Raw genomic sequence first — 17,086 nt, 5'->3', positions numbered from 1 at the left:
TCAGAACATGCTCATATAAAAAGCATTCTCCCGCCTCGCGGCTGAAAATGCCCATGGATGCTCTGGCTTCCTTACTGTCTTAGAAGTTCTGGATATCGACAGAAAAGGGTGCTTATGTAAGCTTTGGTCTATTGCAGATGTGCCTGTAGTTTGAGGATACCGGATGCAGTCCAAACAGCCCCGTTAACCTCTGTGTCAACTCTGTTTCGAGAAAGCGATTTACACCTACAGGGACGTGCCTTTGGAGGTGATTTCATCCTGTTTTTCGCGAGAATGCAGAAGGTGACTAATAGAAGCGGAGAAATCTAGTGTTACTACATTTTGTAGCTGTCAACATACTGTAACCCAACATATTGTGTTTGTAAAGTGGGCCGATACAGTAAAACGTAATTCCGAGTATACCATTTAAGCCAGGAATCCGCAAAGGAAAAGGACTGGAAGATTTGAAGATTTATCAAAAAAAATTTTTGGCCAATTTGAATGACGTCTTCACGTCAGTTTGAATTGTAACGCATTCAACTGGTAGAATAAAAATAGTCAAAAATCGACTAAAATTAGCGGCAGCGGTTGTTCACGGGGCCCTGAGGAGGCGGAGCAAAATGGCAATAGCAGAAGTGACTGTAATTCCAATCGGAACGGGTACAACCAGTCTAAGCAGTTATGTGGCGGACATGCAAAAGGTATTGGAACATCAACGGGGCATTACATATCAGTTAACTTCCATGAGCACCATTATTGAGGGACCGCTTAACGAGATCTTTACAGCAATTGCGGCTCTGCATGAAGCACCGTTTTTGTCAGGAGCTCAGCGCGTTTCCACATCCGTCAAAATTGACGACCGTCGTGATAAACCGGATGCCTCAAGTATACAGAAGTTACAATCGGTTCAGGATAAACTTTCGTCACTTCAGGCAAGACCTAATTAATGGTTTAGTATAAACATCCGTATATACGGTTATTCGGTATGTTACAAGTCATTAATTAAAGGTTAGATTGTGTCTGTATGTGTAGTTAACGTGAATTTCTGACATCTATAAACAGAAAGACAAAAAAGACCAGCTTAACGTTCATTAAGCTGGTCTTTTTGTATACTCATTTAACATTTTAATTATTAATCTGCAACTACCAATGAGGCTCCAATCAAAGTGGCGTTGGTGTAACCACCGCCAACATTTTCAAAAGAGAAGTTGGTAATTGGCGCACCGATAACCGTGGCATAATCACCATCAAGCAAATCTCCGGTCGTTGCAGGATATAGCGCTATAATATCGTTTCCGTTCTCATCCATGACATGAACGATAGAGAAAGTTGCTCCGAGAGAGCTATCTTCTTCAACGGAAATGACTTCCCCGTTAACTTGTACGAAAGTATTGTAATAGTTGGCTACATTTTTATTCAGATGACGGGTCGTTACATTGGAGTCAACGAGCCCCTGTACCTTTTTGCTTAGTTCTGCCGTAATGGCTGGGAATACATCGTTATGTTTACCAAAGAAATCATAAGATGCCTGCTCCATAAAGGCTGTGTCTTCTGTAATGTACGGAGTTAACTCATTAAAGAAATCGGCAGCTGATGCCGTAACAGATGAATTTCCAGTCGTTGCAGTTGGTGCTGTTTGCTCCAGAGAAGCAGTAATGCTTAGGGAATCAAGGATATCTTTGATCTCATCCTGATTATAAGTATCCTTGGCGTAGGTTAACGTCATGGTATAGAGTTCTGTATTGGTCGGAATCAGATACTGCACAAGGATAACATCTGTACCCGAGGAATGCTTATAGGCTCCTTCCAAAACACCAGCGCTATATTCTTTATAAGGCTTGTTTGTGTAGCTGGTTTTTTTATAATCGGAAATGCCGATGCTTGAACCGCTTTGTGTGTAATAATCCACTATATTATTGGCGTATTCTTCAGGATTAATTGAACCGGTTGAACTGGCCTCAATCGTCAGATTCATATTATCTGCAAATGTGACTGATGAAGATTGGTCTGAAAAAGCAGCTTTAATGGATGGAGCATTCATTTGACTTGTATCTACGCTTTTCCAGGATTCAGGATATGCAAAAGAAAATCCTTCTCCACTATATGTAGTGTATTTCGTAGCTTTTTCTTCTGTTGAGACAGTTTCAGTTGCCTTGGATGCTTCGGTCGTTGGGCTATTGGTTGTTGTGTTTGTTTCTGAATTACTACAAGCACTAAGCAATGTGGCTAATGCCAAAATCGTAATAAGTTTCTTCATTATGTCTAATTTCTCCTAATGTGCTTCCCATCGGTTGGGATTTTTTCTAAGGTCATCATTTCGTTTGTAATCTAGTTTAGGTGGTGGGGATAGAAACTCCTTTCTGCTTTTATTAGTAAAATAATAACATAAATAAAGATTTCAGTATTCATAATTACTAAAAAGGTAATTTATCTGTATTTAACAAGTTAAAAGCTAATAATGGACCGTATGGGTATCCATTTTGAACGATAGTACATACATTTGGTTGATATAACCGTGAGCCCATTTTCGACCTGAGCCCGGTCCCATGTGTGATTGGTGCATATAGTGAACTGTACCTCAAATCAAAGGAGGGGTTTACATGAGTGGAGTAGTAGGTGGATACGGCGGCGCATGGACATCGACTGGCGCGATCTTGGTTCTCTTTATCTTGTTGGTCATCATCTCTAAAGCATTCTTGATCTAATAAACCGCTTGGACCCTAATATATTTGTAAAGGAGGGTTCTGCATGAGCAATGTAGTTGAAGGCGTAGGATACGGCGGCTGGACATCGACTGGAGCAATCCTGGTTCTGTTCATTCTTCTCGTAATCATCACTAAATCTTTCTGGGTATAATATGGCGAGCTCTGCCGGGCAACCGGTGGGGTTTTTTTTTCTAGAGGACAAGCATGGTGGAGAGCCAGGGAGATGCGATAGCTTGTGGTTGAACGGAAGAATTGGTGGAATTCAAGAAATGGAAGGATGGAGTATGCTTCGAAAATGGGGAAGGTATCTCATGGCTAAACGCCCATTTTGTCAAAATGAGGGCGATAGCCCGGTCCAGAAGTAGGCTGAATACATAGCTTAGGGGTGTAGGCAAATGTTAAGGAGGAATGAACAATGAGCGAAGTAAAACCGAATTCACCGAACGGACAGGGACACGTATACGGACATATGGGAGGTTATGAGCATATGCAAGGATACCAATACACAGGTCATGAAATGCATGGGTATGGATATGGTTGTGGAACAATGCCAATGGGATATGGCTATGGATACGGACACCATGCCAATCAGGCTCCAATGATGCACGGTTATCAACAGGGTTGTGGAGTATCCTATGGTCACGGCGGCGGAAGCTGGGGTTCGATGGGTACGATCCTCGTACTGTTCATCTTGCTGGTCATTATCTCTAAAACGATGTTTATCTAAGAATTTGTGGGTGCAAGGAGACTTTGCTGATCGTGGATCGTTACGATAAATGCTCTAAATAAACTCCGAGTTTGAGTTCCATGTAGAGGCATAACGTACCTATGGTTTAGAAAGGGACAGCGTAGGATTTCATCCTGCGGTGTCCCTTTTTTATCAGAATTAAGTGAAGGAGCGTTGGGATTACTTTCTTTAACGAACTCCACAGATGCTATTTCATGCATTTTTGCCATTTCACAAGTTTAACGAATCGTAGATGTCTTATTTCCTCAATCTGGGCATGTTTGGAGCCTATATTCATGAAGTGACATGGATTAACGTGGCTGAGATTCGTTAGATTTTACATAGCATAGAAATCCTCAATATAAGGTGTGCAGGATTCGTTAGCGTCTGGTGAGCGTATACATTTGCTTTATAAGCCGGAGTTATTTGCACAATTGGAGAAGTAAGGAAGTTAGGAGTGTAGTCAGTGGGAGAATGGAAAAGTTTTAAAAGCAGAGCCGAATTTATCTGGTTAGTCTGATAAGTGAAAGGAGGACTTTACTCAATGGTGGGGGCGGCGCTTGTCTGTAGATGTTGCTAAATTGGATATGTAGACATGGATAAACACCCGGAACCCAATTCCGGGTGCTTTGTGTATGTTTTCAATCTTCTCAAGAATAAGTGATATCCAAAACAACAAAAGCCCTACCTCTCTTTTGTCCTTGCGGCTCCGATGACCGCGCCAGTGTGAATGGGAACATCTTGTGAAACTCTGTACTACCGGGTTATTGTGATTCAGGTTCTTCAATCTTCATAGGTTAATTGTGCTTAAAAATTCGCTGCGGTCGCAGCATGAAGAAAATATTCCGGGGTTTAAAGAAGACAGAAATCATATGAGGTTGTTTAATACAACTTTTATAGTATACCACAGGTTGTAATTTTCTGCAATAAAAAGGAAAGCGCGACCAGAGCAACATGTTTTCGGACTGTTTTTATGTTAGAAAGTGAAAGATTGTTTTGAAAAGATACAGAAAATTTTTCAAACTATTTCTTCATAGGGGTAATCCTCTTCAAAAGATTCTGCGTAGGTTATAATAAGAGGGAAGAAACAGAAAGGGGCCCTCGCATGACTGAATCGATGGAGGACAGCAGGTTAATGCGGCAGATCGCGGAACGTGATGCCTCCGCACTGGAGCTTTTATATGACCGTTATGAGCGAGCGGTGTATTCTTTTGCCTATCGGATCGTTGGTGATCCTATGACGGCAGAAGAGACCGTTCAGGAACTTTTTATGCGGGTCTGGAATAATGCTGAACGTTACGATGCCTCACAGGGGAAGCTGACCACATGGATGTTTGCCATTACGCGTAACATTGCAGTGGACATGCTGAGGCGGAAATCAAAAGGGGCAGCGGCTACTTCAGTTGAACACGAGACACTTGCAGCCTATGCCGATGAGCATACGAACACGGAAGAAGAAGTGCAGCGTAAATGGGAAGGTACCCGGATTAAAGAGGCGTTGTCCCAATTGAACGGTGATCAGCAACAAGTTATAGAATCGATATATTATGCGGGATTAACCCAGCAGGAAGTATCCAGCCGATTCGGGATTCCGCTGGGTACAGTAAAGAGCCGTGTCAGGCTTGCCATGCGACAGCTCCAAAAGTTGCTGGCCGATGCTGAATTGCATCCGGACGCGGGAAGGGAGGGCATACATCCATGATAGAACGACATGAGGAGTGGTCTGATCTGGCACCGATGTATGTGCTGGGCGGACTGGAAGCAGAGGAAGTGGCGGCGTTTGAAGCGCATATGGCAACTTGCGAACCTTGCCGCCAGGAGGTGAGGGAATTGCAGGAAGTGACTGGCTTCCTGCCATTTGCGGCGGAACCTGTAGCACCGCCGCCAGGCATGCGAGCACGTGTGCTGGGCAACGTGCTCGGACATGTGCAGGAGAGCGCCGAGGCGAAGCCAGCGGCTGCTCCTGCAGAGCCTGAAGCACCGGTGGTGCTTCAGGAGGATCTTGCGCCGCAGCACGAACGTGCGGCGCAGCCCGGGCCAGGCTTGCCGCCGGTAACGGCGGTGCCTGCGGCCCGGGTGGAAGAGGCTGCCCAGGCACAGCCATGGCAGCCACAAGCGCGCGCGCGTGCGCGCAGCAGCAGCGCCTGGCGCATAGCCAGTGCCGGCCTTGCGGCAGCGGCACTGTTGCTGGTCGTGTACACGGCACAGCTGCGGAGCCAGATCGACTCGCTGACGCAGCAAGCGGCGGGCTCGTCGGCTACACAAGAGCAACTGGTGCAGGCACAGGCGCAGAATGCGCAGCTGCAAGAGCAGCTGGCATCAGCTCTGGAACCTGCACAGGGCATGCAGACTGGCGAGGCAGTGAAGCTGAATCCTGCAACGCAGGACATTGTAGCTCAGGGTCTCGCAACCATCGTTATTGACAGCAAAGGCACTCACCTGGTTGTGCAGGCTGAGAACCTGCCGAACCTGGAAGGCAACGAGGCTTTTCAGGTCTGGTTGATCAAAGGAGATACCCCTCAGAATGCCGGTACGTTCCTTAGTCGTGACGGAACGGGAGCAGTATATTACACATTGGATTCGGCCAACGACTATGATACGGTTGCCATCACGCTTGAACCGGATGCAATGGGAGATGAGCCGCGTGGCACAATGATTCTGGCTGCCAAGATTAAAGGATAAATATAGGATATATCACTAAAGGCTGCTCCGTCGTGGAGCAGCCTTTTTGTGTTTTCCAGTTCTGATGCCCACCCATTGGATTTTATTAATTTTTTTAGTCGAAGCAACCGATAAACAAATAGAAGGCAATACCCTTAATCTCCCTGTGTCTCAAGGGAGAACTGGTTGCACATAGAGAGTGAGGGGTTCAGTTGGAAGCATACCGTTCATTTATCTTTCGCCTGATACGCAATTATCTGATCGGTTCACTGGTAGCTGTTTTTGTTGTCGGTACAGTAGTTATGGTATCTACTCTGCAAATACCCAATATTCAATTTGTTCGACTCATCTTCATTGTACTGATTTCACTCTTGTTCATGCTGGTTGCAGAATTAATTACGCTGTGGGTGCAGCTTGTCCCCATAAGACAATTTTTCACTTCCGAGCATCATGAGAGAGACGAACTGAACCACATGTATGAGAAAATTCATCGTTTTCCGGGACAGACCATATATCGGATCATGGGTCCGCACATGCTTGGTTTTTCACTTCCGGCAGCCGGATTAACAATATGGATGATATCCACAGGGTGGCTTGAATTCCCTTACTTGTATATTGTCGTGGCCGCTGCATGTGCCTTTCTGATTGCCATCATGCATGCGCTGATAGAGTATTACCTGACGGTGCGGGCGATTAGACCCCTGTTACTTGAGATTCGTCATCGAGGCAAAGTCCAATACGGGATGGAACCTTCACTGGGAGGACGCATTCTCGTATCGATCCAGCGTAAATTTCAGCTAAGTACGGCACTGATTGGCTTATTTCCTCTATTTCTATTTTTCCTGGCTACATATATCAGACTTCAGTATATGGACAGTGAATTTGCGAAAGAGTACATTCTGTGGGGAATTCTCATCGTTGTTCTGGGCGCGGGGTTTGCGCTGGTAGGAAGCTGGCTGTTGATTCGTGATGTTCGTGATCCAGTTGCTGAACTGACGCATGAGATGAACCGAATTCAGGGGGGAGATCTTGGCAGACGAGCTCCGGATCTATATGCGGATGAGTTTTCGGCACTGATCTCCGGCTTCAATATGATGATTAATCGGCTGGAGATGAGACAGGAACGCAATCGACAGCTGTTGCAAAGTTATTTTTCTACACTGGCTGCTGCTTTGGACGCCCGAGATAAGTACACGGCAGGACATTCCATGCGTGTGGCAGAGTATTCGCTGATGATTGGCAAGCTGAGCGGAATGAATGAGGAACAGGCGGATTTATTGTACAAATCAGCCCTGCTTCATGATATCGGGAAAATCGGCATACCTGATGAGGTACTGTTGAAGGATGGAAAACTAAGCGATGAGGAATTCGCCATTATTCGCACACATCCCGTGCAGGGAGAGAGTATTTTGTTACAGATAGAGCCTATTGATGCCATGGCCGACTTTCTGCCAGGTGTACGATCTCACCATGAGAGATATGATGGCAAAGGATACCCGGATGGGATGGCTGGTGATGATATTCCCCTTTTTGGCCGCATCATTGCAGTAGCGGATGCCTTTGATGCCATGACGTCAGATCGACCATATCGGAATGGGATGAGTCACGAGAAAGCGCTAACGATTTTGGAAGAAGGAAAAGGGACCCAATGGGACCCCTATTTTGCAGGTTTGTTTATTGATGAATGGAGACGACAACATCATCTTCAGAAACCATCGAAGTGAGGGATCAGTTGATCCCCTCTGTCCACTTCGATTCTTTTCTGCGTCTCCGGTGTAGAGCGAGGCCTGTTATGATGGTGAGAACACATTCGCCGAGTATGACTGCACCCAAGGCATCATAGATCACATGTTGTTTGATCATTAGCGTGGATACGATAATGGTTGCTGCCCCGGCGGCCACCAAAATCTTGATGGGTTTGCGGATGCTTGGAACCGAGAGAACGGCACGCATAACCAGATAAGAGTGAAGAGAATGAATACTTGGAAAACAATTATAAGGACGATCCTGGCTATAGAGCCATCCGAGAACAGATGCTCCCAGGCCTGTACCCGTCAGTTCCGGGCGCGGTACCATGGTCTGAAAGTTGAAGTAGATCAGATAACATATCCAGACACAGATATTCATGGATAACAAGACACGGTAATACGTCAGGCGATCCTTGGCACATAGGTAAGCGAGCACACCGAATACAAACGGGTACCAGCCCAAATATGGAATGGACATGCCAGGCACGTAGGGAATGATCCGGTCGAGCGGTGAATCAAGAACTACGAACCCGCGTTCCGGACTATTAAGAATATCATAGAAGAGCCCCATGACGGCCAAAGACAGCATTAAACTCAATGACAGCCAATAGGATTTGCTTTTTAACAATTGCACAACACCTTACTCCTTTCATTCATGCTCCCTAGGAGCATGACCCCAGCAAATAACTATATAAGTTGCACTATACATTCATTTACACGAGAACGCAGAGGACAGAAATACCCTGAAGAAGCGGAGCTAAAAGCTTTCTGAAAGAAAGCTGCATCGAAAGCATACGCTTCGCCTTTATCCACGAATTTTCCCTTTCAGAAAAGGGAATCGAAAAAATCTGGGGATAACAGCGATCAGAAGGTTGTTCTGTCAACGGAGTGGCCAGTGTAATTATTCTTTAGTTCAATCTATATAGTAGTTTAAATTTAAACAACAATATATTCTACTACGACCAGCGCACAAATTGAATCCTGATTTGTGTATTTTTGTGTATTTTTTTGACGAAGAAGGAATGCCGAAGCTTCAATGGGCATGATATGATAGAGACACATACGGACGAAGGCACTTTGGCCAGTAAAGTCGGTACAACAGGAGTGAGTGAATGCAATTTTCAAAAATGTTCGTATTGAATATGGGGATGCTTATTACCATTGCATATCTTGCTAGTGTGTTCTATAAATATGTCGTAATACGTACCTCTTCCCGAGTGAAGCAGATCAGTTCAGTGCTTGTCCTTATATTTGCAGGTTGGATCAGTACGGTTTTTGGGTTTCAACTCACCGATGAAGTGGTCTTTGACCTTCGTTATGTTCCTTTAATTGTTGCCGTTCTAACGTATAGACAACCCTATAGCGTAATTATCGTGGGTATTGGGATTGGGCTATCGAGGCTAACTTTTGGCATCACGGATGCTACATTGGCGGCAGTACTTAACATGTCTGTTTTGGGCGTGATATGTGCAGGTTTGAATATATGGATGAGACGCAGCAACTACAGGCTGATTATTAAAGGAATCCTTGTTACAGTTATCGTCAATGTGGTCAACAGTATAAACATCGCTATCGTTGGTGTGATCCCGGCTACATACTTCTTTTCACATATTATGCCTTATACACTCCCTACAGGCATTTTGCTAAGCCTTATTTTTGCATTTATTTTACGTGATTTTCAGAATGAACAGAATCGTATTTTGCTGATCCAGAGTACAAACCGGCTATTGTCTGTGCAGAAGGAAGAGTTACAGAAAGCCCAGATTGTACTGGAGGATCGAGCGAAACAATTGATGATTGCCTCACAGTACAAATCGGAATTTCTCGCCAATATGTCCCATGAACTGCGTACACCGCTCAATAGTGTCATTAACTTTGCCCAGATGATCAGCGAGAATGCCGACACGATGGATCAGGAGGATATTGTACGTTTTGCCAATATGATCGACCACTCCGGGCAGGAACTGCTCACGCTCATTAACGATATTCTGGATCTTTCCAAAGTAGAAGCTGGGCGGCTGGATATTGTACTGGAGGATATCAGTGTCGCACAACTTACAGAAGATGCCATGAGCCACTTTCAGCTCGTTGCCGAGAAAAAAGGTATTCAGTTGGTTCTGGATAAGAAAACGGGACTGCCTGATACGCTCTGGTCTGATCCCCAGCGGGTTCAACAGATTTTACGGAATCTGATGTCCAATGCCATCAAGTTCACTCACCGGGGGAAGGTCACGCTGACCGTAAGCACCAAACAGATTAAGAATGCAGGTATTCAGAATCGATGGCTTATTTTCTCCGTTCAGGACACAGGTATTGGCATTTCTGAGGACAAGCATCATTCCATATTTGAAGCATTTCAGCAGGCTGACGGGTCGATTAGTCGAAAATTTGGCGGTACCGGACTAGGCCTGTCGATCAGTCGGGATTTAGCGAGATTACTGGGGGGATCGATTGAACTGGAGAGCACTGAAGGTAAAGGAAGCACCTTCCATCTCCATCTTCCGTTGGACCGTGAAAAAATGAGTTGACAACCTTCGCGCTGTGAGTAGAATTTGGGATGACAACTAGCATCGACCGGCTTTTGAGACCCGGTCTAAGGAGTGTATCCCCATACAGAAGACGGTCAACGTTAACCCTCCCCCGTCAGCAAGCAAACCACGGCGCAAGGGTTCGACACAACGCATGAATTTATCGATTGCAACATGGGAGGGTGTACCGGCAATTATTTTACAGACCTTGCTGGGAGGCCCGTTTTTAACCGGATTTCTGCTGTACCTTGGGGCCGGGTCGAGACATATCGGCTTTGTGCTCGCGATTACAACGTTCGTAAACATTGCCCAGATCGGAGCAGCTTACTGGATGCAGCGTATTCGCAGCCGAAAACGCATGTTGCTACTATTTGTGGGCACACATCGTATCTTGTGGAGTGCGACGGGACTGATCCCGTTTATATTTCCCAAAGAGTGGTGGGTAAGCGTATATATTGGCGTGTATACGGTTGCTTTTATATCAAATACCATCGGCGGCATGATCTGGACTTCACTGATTGGCGATATCGTACCTGCCAAGGTGAGAGGGCGTTATTTTGGAATTCGAAATACGATTCTGAATGCTCTTGGAAGCGTATGCTTATTCGCTGGTGGTATTGTTTTGGACCGTTACCCCGGAGAAATGGGCTTTCTGATTCTGTTTATTCCGGTTTGGATCTGTGCTATTGCCAACACAGTCATTTATTTCTTCTATCCGGACGTGCCATTTGAACGTTCTACCGAAAAGGTTTTCTGGCGCATGTTCATCAAGCCGTTCCAGGATCGTTCTTTTCTGAAAGCAACGCTGTTCCTGGCTGTCTGGTTATTGATCCAGACCTTGATTGTTCCGCTCTATTCCTATGTGATGTTGGATCTATTGAATATTAATTATCAGACGGTATCCCTGATCACGGTAGTCCAGACGCTGGTTATGATGGCCGGTTTCTATATCTGGGGCAATCTGAATGCCAGATTCAGCAACAAAACCCTCCTATTCTGGACATTGCCAGTCATTGCGCTCTCCTGTCTGTCGTGGGGGTTAATGTCGTTCATGCCTGTATTGATCGCGCTATTTTTATCGCATATCTTCCTTGGGATTGGTGTAGGTGGATTCAATCAGCTGGCGTTTAACTTTACGATTGGAGACACGCCCAAAAGTGAAAGACCGATGTTTGTTGCGGTGTATTCGGCTCTGACCGGAGTAACTTCATTTATTGGGCCGCTGTTGGGTGGCTGGTTGTATGAAAAGATGGGGACTTGGTCCGATGCGCTGGCCTGGATCTCAGCCTATGGATTTCAGGTGGGGGTCGGTGTCGTGATGTTGATTCTTACATTTACCCTTGGACGTCGTGTACTGTTAAAATAGATATTGAATATTTACACTGGCACTTCGATGACAGAACAACCTTGTAAATGTTTAGATTGATCCTATATATCTGGTATGACTTCAAAAAAAGATGGCGAAGTGGAGGGATGTAATTGAATCGTCTCGAACGGAAAGCCATGGTGATTGGAGCCACGGGGCTTGTAGGCGAATTACTGGTTCATAATCTGCTGGAGCACTCGGTATACAGCTTGGTTCGGGTTCTGGTTAGACGTCCGCTTGAGCTGCAACATCCCAAACTGGAACAGCATGTGGTGGACTGGGAACAGCTGGAGAGCCAAGGCCACTTATTCGATGGAATCGATGACCTGTATTGTTGTTTGGGTACAACGATCAAAAAAGCAGGTAGTCAGGACAATTTCCGTCAGGTGGATTATCATTACCCGGTTCGTGCAGCTACTATGGCGAAGCAACAGGGTGTATCACAGATGCTGGTGATCTCCTCCATGGGAGCGAGTGCAGGTTCCCGGGTCTTTTACAGTCGGACCAAAGGGGAAATGGAGGATGCATTGTCCGATATCGGTTTTCCGTCATTGCATATCTTCCGCCCTTCATTAATTCTGGGAGATCGAAACGAGAAACGGTTTGGTGAGCAGATGGCTGCCCATGCCATGAAGTTTCTGGATCGCTGGATGAAAGGCAGAGCAGACAAATACCGGGCGGTACACGCCGCAACCATCGCACAGGCCATGATAAATATTGCGTTGGTGCAAGCCAAGGGAAACCATGTGTATTCGAATGAAGTCATTCATGTCCTTGGTGTGGACGGGGGCTAAGAAACCTTTGAACGAGCTGTTTGCTTCATGTGGCTAGTGAGGAGCGTTTCTCGCTTGAGGTAGATCGTGGTATAATAGGCAACAAAAATGAGTTCGAACCCTGACTCCATGCGGCAGCAGGATAACGAACATGAAGGAGAACTCGTCCATGAAAAAACCAATCTCTACCGATCAGGCGCCAGGCGCCATTGGTCCATACAGTCAAGCCGTTGATGCAGGCGATTTCATCTACACTTCCGGGCAACTTGGCCTGAATCCTCAAACGGGAGAGTTCGGCGCAGATGTACAGGAGCAGACACGTCTGTCCCTGAGCAATGTAAAGGCTATCCTTGAAGCAGCAGGCACAAGTATGGATAAAATCGTGAAAACGACGGTGTTCCTGAAAGACATGAACGATTTTGTTCCTGTGAATGAAGTGTATAGCACGTTCTTCGAACAGCCGTATCCTGCACGCAGTGCAGTGGAAGTTGCTCGTTTGCCAAAAGATGCACTGGTGGAGATTGAAGTTATTGCCCTGAAATAGGACAACCTTATTCGTTCTTTTATACATAAACAGCCGATTTCAGGTCGAAGACCAGAATCGGCTGTTTGCGTTACGTTTTTTCGTTATATTTAAGCGTTGTATATGATGGAAACTACTCAATCACGATCCTGATTACGGGCGAAGAACAGCCATACCGCATAGATGGCCAGTACGATCACAATGATGATTGCCGTATAATATACGGAAGTGACATCCTTTTGTTTAAGTGCAATGGCGATATACGCCCATGTGAACACAAGTGGGTATATGCTATCGCGATAACGGAAGCTAACGAGTACAGCCAGCACCATACCCACAATCAGCATAATGATCGTCCAGGTTGGTTCGCTGATACCAAAACCATCCCAGCCTATTTTATATAACAGCACCGCTGCATTGACAATGGTTGCAACGCTAATCCATCCAAGATAAATGCTGAATGGCAGCTTCACAAGCCAGATCTCAGCAGTGGTCGGAACCGTAATGGTACGTGTTTTTACATACAGCATGATCAGGCACAACAGAAGCAGTACAATAATCAGTAAAGCGAGACCGGTCTGCAAGTTTTGAAAAGCAAAAATCCAGGCTACGTTGAAAGCACAGCTTGCCAGAAACCAATACCCGAGACGGGTAATCGAATCCCTTTTCCAAGAAGCGGGCACGAACTGATAGATCACGAACCCTGCTAATAGCAGGTAGATCAGACCCCATATAGAGAAGGCATAGCCAGAAGGTGTGAGCAGCACAGGGTACATATCCGATACTTCCTTATTGGTTCTGCCCCCGATCGGCAGAGCGTTGGAAAGGTAGTTCACGATAATTACAGCGATAAAACCAATGGCGTTTAACCACTTGTACGGATTGTTACGTGACATTGTGTTTCCTCCTTGGTTTAACGAATGAATGAACCACGGGTCAGTCTACAATGAATATACCCAGTTCTTGCACATTCTAATAACAGCCGCAAAAAATTCACAAGTTGATCTTTCAGATCCTTGCGCTCTGCCGCTATGTTGGAACGGTACTCTGTCCCAATGTACGCGAAACGATGCAGAAATATGTCCATGCCCACGATGTCCCATTAGAAGAGGAGGCAGAGAATGCTCACAAGAGAAACGATGGAGAAACAGCAGACTTGGTTCTATGTAGCTGCACTGTTCTTAGGAGCAGTGATCGGGCTGAGTAATCCGGTATGGGGGAATGTTTTACACTACACCGTGTCCCCGGTTCTTGCCGTTCTGTTATATAGCATGTTTGTACAGATTCCCTTTTTACAGTTAAAAGAGTCCTGGTCGAATCTTCGATTTATGGGGGCGCTACTGGTGGCTAATTTTATCGTTGTACCTGTAGTTGTATGGTTGCTTACACTGGTCTTTCCACAATCACCAGGCGTTCTGATCGGAGTTTATCTGGTACTGTTAACGCCCTGTATTGATTACGTCATTGTGTTCACACAGCTCGGCAGGGGCAATGAGAAACTGATGCTCGCCGCAACACCCCTTTTATTTGTTATACAAATGATCCTGTTGCCGTTTTATTTATGGGTATTGATGGGGGCTGAGGTGGCGCAGGTCATGCAGGTAGGGCCGTTTGTGGAGGCTTTTCTGTTCCTGATCGTTATTCCACTGCTGCTCGCTGTTGTTACACAAGTTCTCTCCAGAGGTAAAGCGAGCGGGGAGCGGGTCATAAATGCGACGGCATGGCTCCCGGTTCCGATGATGGCACTCGCGCTGATTGTGGTTGTCGCTTCCCAGATTGGCAAAGTTTACAATGATATGGCGATTATCGTGAACGTGATTCCGATCTATGTTGCTTTTCTAATCCTTATGCCTTGGATATCTCGGCTCATTGCTACTTGGTTTGGATTGAATCCGGGTGCAGGGCGGGCGTTGATATTCAGTTCAGCCACACGGAATTCGCTGGTCGTTCTGCCACTGGCGCTGGCACTCCCTCCACAATGGGCAAACATAGCCGCAGCTGTTATTGTTACACAGACGATGGTGGAGCTGGCTGGGGAGCTAATCTACATTCGACTTGTACCTGCGGTGATTTTGCGGGATCGGTGAGCGGACTAGGACATATCTATGTTATGATTTAATATAATTAATAAAACCATTTTTGGTAAATAAAAGGGGGTAATGAGTATCCATACATACCGGAAGATCATGTTCTACCTGGACATTGCACTGGTTCCGTTCATCGTTGTCTTTTTTCCTATAGCGGCTCATACATCGGGAAATAACATTTATTATCTCTACTTGGTTATAGCTGTAGCTGCAATCTTTCGGATCGTATCCTATCTGAGAAAAGAAAGAGCCAACAGGTCATCATGATATAGGCTATTTTCTGTAAAAGAAAAATATAAAGAGTACTTCCGGTGGGTTATGCCGGGAGTACTCTTTTTAATTCGGATCAGGTACTCGTTACGTACCAGCCTCCAATAATGTTTTACGATATTCCGCTGGCGTGATGCCCTCCATTTTTTTGAACACTTTGCTGAAATACTTTTCATCCTGGAATCCAACCATCTCCGAGATTTTGGCAACTCGCAGGGAAGGGTTTTGCAGTAGCAGCTTGGCGTTATTGATTCGCAGTTTGCCCAAATATTCCGACCAGTTCAGGCCAAATTGCTGTTTGAATTTACGGGAAATATACTCCCGGCTCAGGTAGAAACGCGCGGCAATCTGCTGCAAGGACAGGTCCTCCTGATAATGGGCGTCCATATAACGTGCAATCTCACTCATGGGATCGGGATTGGCGTGGTGATGAGCGGTGAGCGCCTTTCCTGCGGCAAGCAGTCGTTGTTCCAATAATGAACGAAGCAGGGGGAAGGATAACAGTCCTTCAGCGTCCAAAGGTAACTCGGCAAAGGGAATAGACTGTTCCTCCGTTACTTCTTCCTCTTTGGGTGACGAACCTGCCGTATCATCAAGCCAGCGGCTCAGCATCCATTCCAGCTCGTCGATCCATTGCTGAATCTGCTCAGCACTGACAACTTCAAGATTAGTAATCGGGTCAAGCCACTCGGCGACCGCAGCAGATACACTGGAAGATCGGCAGCTCATGGCTGCCATACGCAGGGGTTCTTCATGGGCGGTTAAGCGCCTGATTTTCTTCCCATTTGATGATTCCACTGACGCATGAATTCGCTGTTTAATTTGCACAGCGTTACGTCTCCACAGTCTTGAACTTGCTTCCAGATAGGCTGCTGAGATTCCGCCAGGGTAGGACTCACAGGTGGAGATGCCAAAATGAAGCCGGCGCTGAATCGTCTGCTCCAATCCCTGATTAACCTTGTCCAGAATATGTTCCAATGAAGTGGATGGGCCCCAATGCAGCAGAACAATCTCGTCCGGTTGATCCAACTGCCGAAACATTACGCCTTCGTCTGGTGTGGATAACATCTCGGCACAGATATTGAGCACGGAGAACACAAGCAGGTCCGGTTGACTGCGATATTTTGCCAGACAACCTGCATCCAGATGGGACAGGCTGGTGACAGCGACACTACAGACAGGGATAACACTAGGGAGATTCAACTCATCCTGCAATCGCTGCATGTGTGATGGGCTGCTGCCTCTGCCGACGGCAAGTTCGGTGAGCAGACGATCCTGGTAGTGGGGGCGCATTCGATTAACGACAATGGATTGCCTGGTGGATTGTATCCGAATGGCGTCTTCCTCTCCCCAAGCTGTAACGGCCTTTAATAGAGATGCATTCAGCTCATCCGCTTCCACAGGTTTCAGGAGGTAGTCCATGCCACCATGTCTGATTGCATGCCTCACGAGTTCAAAATCATCATATCCACTAATAACGAGCACTTTGCTGTGTGGGGCATGAGCCGATATCCATTCAAGTAATGCCATACCGTCCTTGCCCGGCATACGCATGTCACTGAGTATGATTTGAGGTTGATGTGCCGTGATGGCGGCGATGGCTTCATCCCCGTCTGCCGCTTCGATTAACGTATCAATGCCAAACTCTTCCCAATGACCAAGCAACCTTATGGCATCGCGGACATGTTTTTCATCATCTACAAGCAGTGCCTTCATGTT

The 17,086-nt window shown here is 46.2% G+C and carries 17 protein-coding genes; 13 read left to right on the top strand and 4 right to left on the bottom strand.

Translation table 11 applies throughout. The features are described from left to right. The first annotated feature begins 599 nt into the window (after positions 1-599). Positions 600-926, top strand: coding sequence for an MTH1187 family thiamine-binding protein (locus NSQ38_RS02140; protein ID WP_339786675.1), 327 nt, complete (start codon positions 600-602; stop codon positions 924-926). A 185-nt stretch (positions 927-1,111) separates the two neighbouring features. Here NSQ38_RS02140 and NSQ38_RS02135 read toward each other — a convergent pair whose 3' ends face one another. Then, complete coding sequence (locus NSQ38_RS02135) at positions 1,112-2,236, bottom strand: PsbP-related protein (protein WP_339786672.1); 1,125 nt, start codon at positions 2,234-2,236, stop codon at positions 1,112-1,114. 343 nt (positions 2,237-2,579) lie between these two features. Here NSQ38_RS02135 and NSQ38_RS02130 point away from each other — a divergent pair, with 343 nt between their 5' ends. From NSQ38_RS02130 to NSQ38_RS02105, 6 genes are all read left to right on the top strand, one after another. After that, the gene (locus NSQ38_RS02130) at positions 2,580-2,684 is read left to right on the top strand and encodes a hypothetical protein (RefSeq protein ID WP_017690880.1); all 105 of its coding nucleotides are present in this window, start codon (positions 2,580-2,582) and stop codon (positions 2,682-2,684) included. Between the two features lie 43 nt (positions 2,685-2,727). Further along, the gene (locus tag NSQ38_RS02125; protein WP_017690879.1) at positions 2,728-2,835 is read left to right on the top strand and encodes a hypothetical protein; all 108 of its coding nucleotides are present in this window, start codon (positions 2,728-2,730) and stop codon (positions 2,833-2,835) included. Positions 2,836-3,099: 264 nt separating this feature from the next. After that, positions 3,100-3,411, top strand: a complete 312-nt coding sequence (locus tag NSQ38_RS02120) for a hypothetical protein (protein ID WP_017690878.1) — start codon at positions 3,100-3,102, stop codon at positions 3,409-3,411. 1,105 nt (positions 3,412-4,516) lie between these two features. Continuing rightward, entirely contained in the window at positions 4,517-5,113 is a 597-nt protein-coding gene (locus tag NSQ38_RS02115; protein WP_076215584.1) for a sigma-70 family RNA polymerase sigma factor, read from the top strand. After that, on the top strand, positions 5,110-6,093 hold the full coding sequence (locus NSQ38_RS02110; protein ID WP_339786669.1) for an anti-sigma factor: 984 nt from the start codon (positions 5,110-5,112) through the stop codon (positions 6,091-6,093). The genes NSQ38_RS02115 and NSQ38_RS02110 overlap by 4 nt, the downstream gene beginning before the upstream one ends. A gap of 191 nt (positions 6,094-6,284) precedes the next feature. After that, complete coding sequence (locus tag NSQ38_RS02105; protein WP_339786666.1) at positions 6,285-7,796, top strand: HD domain-containing phosphohydrolase; 1,512 nt, start codon at positions 6,285-6,287, stop codon at positions 7,794-7,796. A 4-nt stretch (positions 7,797-7,800) separates the two neighbouring features. Here NSQ38_RS02105 and NSQ38_RS02100 read toward each other — a convergent pair whose 3' ends face one another. Beyond that, complete coding sequence (locus NSQ38_RS02100; RefSeq protein WP_083657323.1) at positions 7,801-8,454, bottom strand: phosphatase PAP2 family protein; 654 nt, start codon at positions 8,452-8,454, stop codon at positions 7,801-7,803. A 478-nt stretch (positions 8,455-8,932) separates the two neighbouring features. Between NSQ38_RS02100 and NSQ38_RS02095 the strand changes: the two genes are divergently transcribed. From NSQ38_RS02095 to NSQ38_RS02080, 4 genes are all read left to right on the top strand, one after another. Then, positions 8,933-10,348 (top strand): ATP-binding protein, encoded by a 1,416-nt coding sequence (locus tag NSQ38_RS02095; RefSeq protein WP_339786661.1) that lies wholly within the window; start codon positions 8,933-8,935, stop codon positions 10,346-10,348. 154 nt (positions 10,349-10,502) lie between these two features. Beyond that, on the top strand, positions 10,503-11,714 hold the full coding sequence (locus NSQ38_RS02090) for an MFS transporter (protein WP_339786658.1): 1,212 nt from the start codon (positions 10,503-10,505) through the stop codon (positions 11,712-11,714). A 113-nt stretch (positions 11,715-11,827) separates the two neighbouring features. After that, positions 11,828-12,508 carry an oxidoreductase gene (locus NSQ38_RS02085; protein ID WP_339786655.1) on the top strand — a complete coding sequence of 227 codons (681 nt, stop codon included), beginning with the start codon at positions 11,828-11,830 and terminating at the stop codon, positions 12,506-12,508. A gap of 148 nt (positions 12,509-12,656) precedes the next feature. Continuing rightward, the gene (locus NSQ38_RS02080; RefSeq protein ID WP_017690870.1) at positions 12,657-13,031 is read left to right on the top strand and encodes a RidA family protein; all 375 of its coding nucleotides are present in this window, start codon (positions 12,657-12,659) and stop codon (positions 13,029-13,031) included. Between the two features lie 116 nt (positions 13,032-13,147). Here NSQ38_RS02080 and NSQ38_RS02075 read toward each other — a convergent pair whose 3' ends face one another. After that, positions 13,148-13,906 (bottom strand): tryptophan-rich sensory protein, encoded by a 759-nt coding sequence (locus NSQ38_RS02075; RefSeq protein WP_339786653.1) that lies wholly within the window; start codon positions 13,904-13,906, stop codon positions 13,148-13,150. Between the two features lie 225 nt (positions 13,907-14,131). Here NSQ38_RS02075 and NSQ38_RS02070 point away from each other — a divergent pair, with 225 nt between their 5' ends. Continuing rightward, on the top strand, positions 14,132-15,097 hold the full coding sequence (locus NSQ38_RS02070) for a bile acid:sodium symporter (RefSeq protein WP_339786649.1): 966 nt from the start codon (positions 14,132-14,134) through the stop codon (positions 15,095-15,097). 72 nt (positions 15,098-15,169) lie between these two features. Beyond that, a complete protein-coding gene (locus NSQ38_RS02065; protein ID WP_339786647.1) occupies positions 15,170-15,364 on the top strand; it encodes a hypothetical protein in 195 nt (64 codons plus the stop codon). Positions 15,365-15,454: 90 nt separating this feature from the next. Here NSQ38_RS02065 and NSQ38_RS02060 read toward each other — a convergent pair whose 3' ends face one another. Continuing rightward, on the bottom strand, positions 15,455-17,083 hold the full coding sequence (locus NSQ38_RS02060) for a response regulator (protein ID WP_339786645.1): 1,629 nt from the start codon (positions 17,081-17,083) through the stop codon (positions 15,455-15,457). Positions 17,084-17,086 lie beyond the last annotated feature (3 nt).

Origin of the sequence: Paenibacillus sp. FSL R7-0313 (assembly GCF_037969885.1) — a bacterium.
Classification (GTDB): Bacteria; Bacillota; Bacilli; order Paenibacillales; family Paenibacillaceae; genus Paenibacillus.
This window is presented reverse-complemented; position numbering and strand designations above follow the sequence as displayed.

What these genes read in the sequence shown, in the direction of transcription:
- NSQ38_RS02140 (WP_339786675.1), top strand. Translation starts at nt 600, where the DNA reads ATGGCAATAGCAGAAGTGACTGTAATTCCAATCGGAACGGGTACAACC.
- NSQ38_RS02120 (WP_017690878.1), top strand. Translation starts at nt 3,100, where the DNA reads ATGAGCGAAGTAAAACCGAATTCACCGAACGGACAGGGACACGTATAC.
- NSQ38_RS02110 (WP_339786669.1), top strand. Translation starts at nt 5,110, where the DNA reads ATGATAGAACGACATGAGGAGTGGTCTGATCTGGCACCGATGTATGTG.
- NSQ38_RS02065 (WP_339786647.1), top strand. Translation starts at nt 15,170, where the DNA reads ATGAGTATCCATACATACCGGAAGATCATGTTCTACCTGGACATTGCA.
- NSQ38_RS02060 (WP_339786645.1), bottom strand. Translation starts at nt 17,083, where the DNA reads ATGAAGGCACTGCTTGTAGATGATGAAAAACATGTCCGCGATGCCATA.
- NSQ38_RS02125 (WP_017690879.1), top strand. Translation starts at nt 2,728, where the DNA reads ATGAGCAATGTAGTTGAAGGCGTAGGATACGGCGGCTGGACATCGACT.
- NSQ38_RS02130 (WP_017690880.1), top strand. Translation starts at nt 2,580, where the DNA reads ATGAGTGGAGTAGTAGGTGGATACGGCGGCGCATGGACATCGACTGGC.
- NSQ38_RS02115 (WP_076215584.1), top strand. Translation starts at nt 4,517, where the DNA reads ATGACTGAATCGATGGAGGACAGCAGGTTAATGCGGCAGATCGCGGAA.
- NSQ38_RS02090 (WP_339786658.1), top strand. Translation starts at nt 10,503, where the DNA reads ATGAATTTATCGATTGCAACATGGGAGGGTGTACCGGCAATTATTTTA.
- NSQ38_RS02070 (WP_339786649.1), top strand. Translation starts at nt 14,132, where the DNA reads ATGCTCACAAGAGAAACGATGGAGAAACAGCAGACTTGGTTCTATGTA.
- NSQ38_RS02135 (WP_339786672.1), bottom strand. Translation starts at nt 2,236, where the DNA reads ATGAAGAAACTTATTACGATTTTGGCATTAGCCACATTGCTTAGTGCT.
- NSQ38_RS02080 (WP_017690870.1), top strand. Translation starts at nt 12,657, where the DNA reads ATGAAAAAACCAATCTCTACCGATCAGGCGCCAGGCGCCATTGGTCCA.
- NSQ38_RS02095 (WP_339786661.1), top strand. Translation starts at nt 8,933, where the DNA reads ATGCAATTTTCAAAAATGTTCGTATTGAATATGGGGATGCTTATTACC.
- NSQ38_RS02075 (WP_339786653.1), bottom strand. Translation starts at nt 13,906, where the DNA reads ATGTCACGTAACAATCCGTACAAGTGGTTAAACGCCATTGGTTTTATC.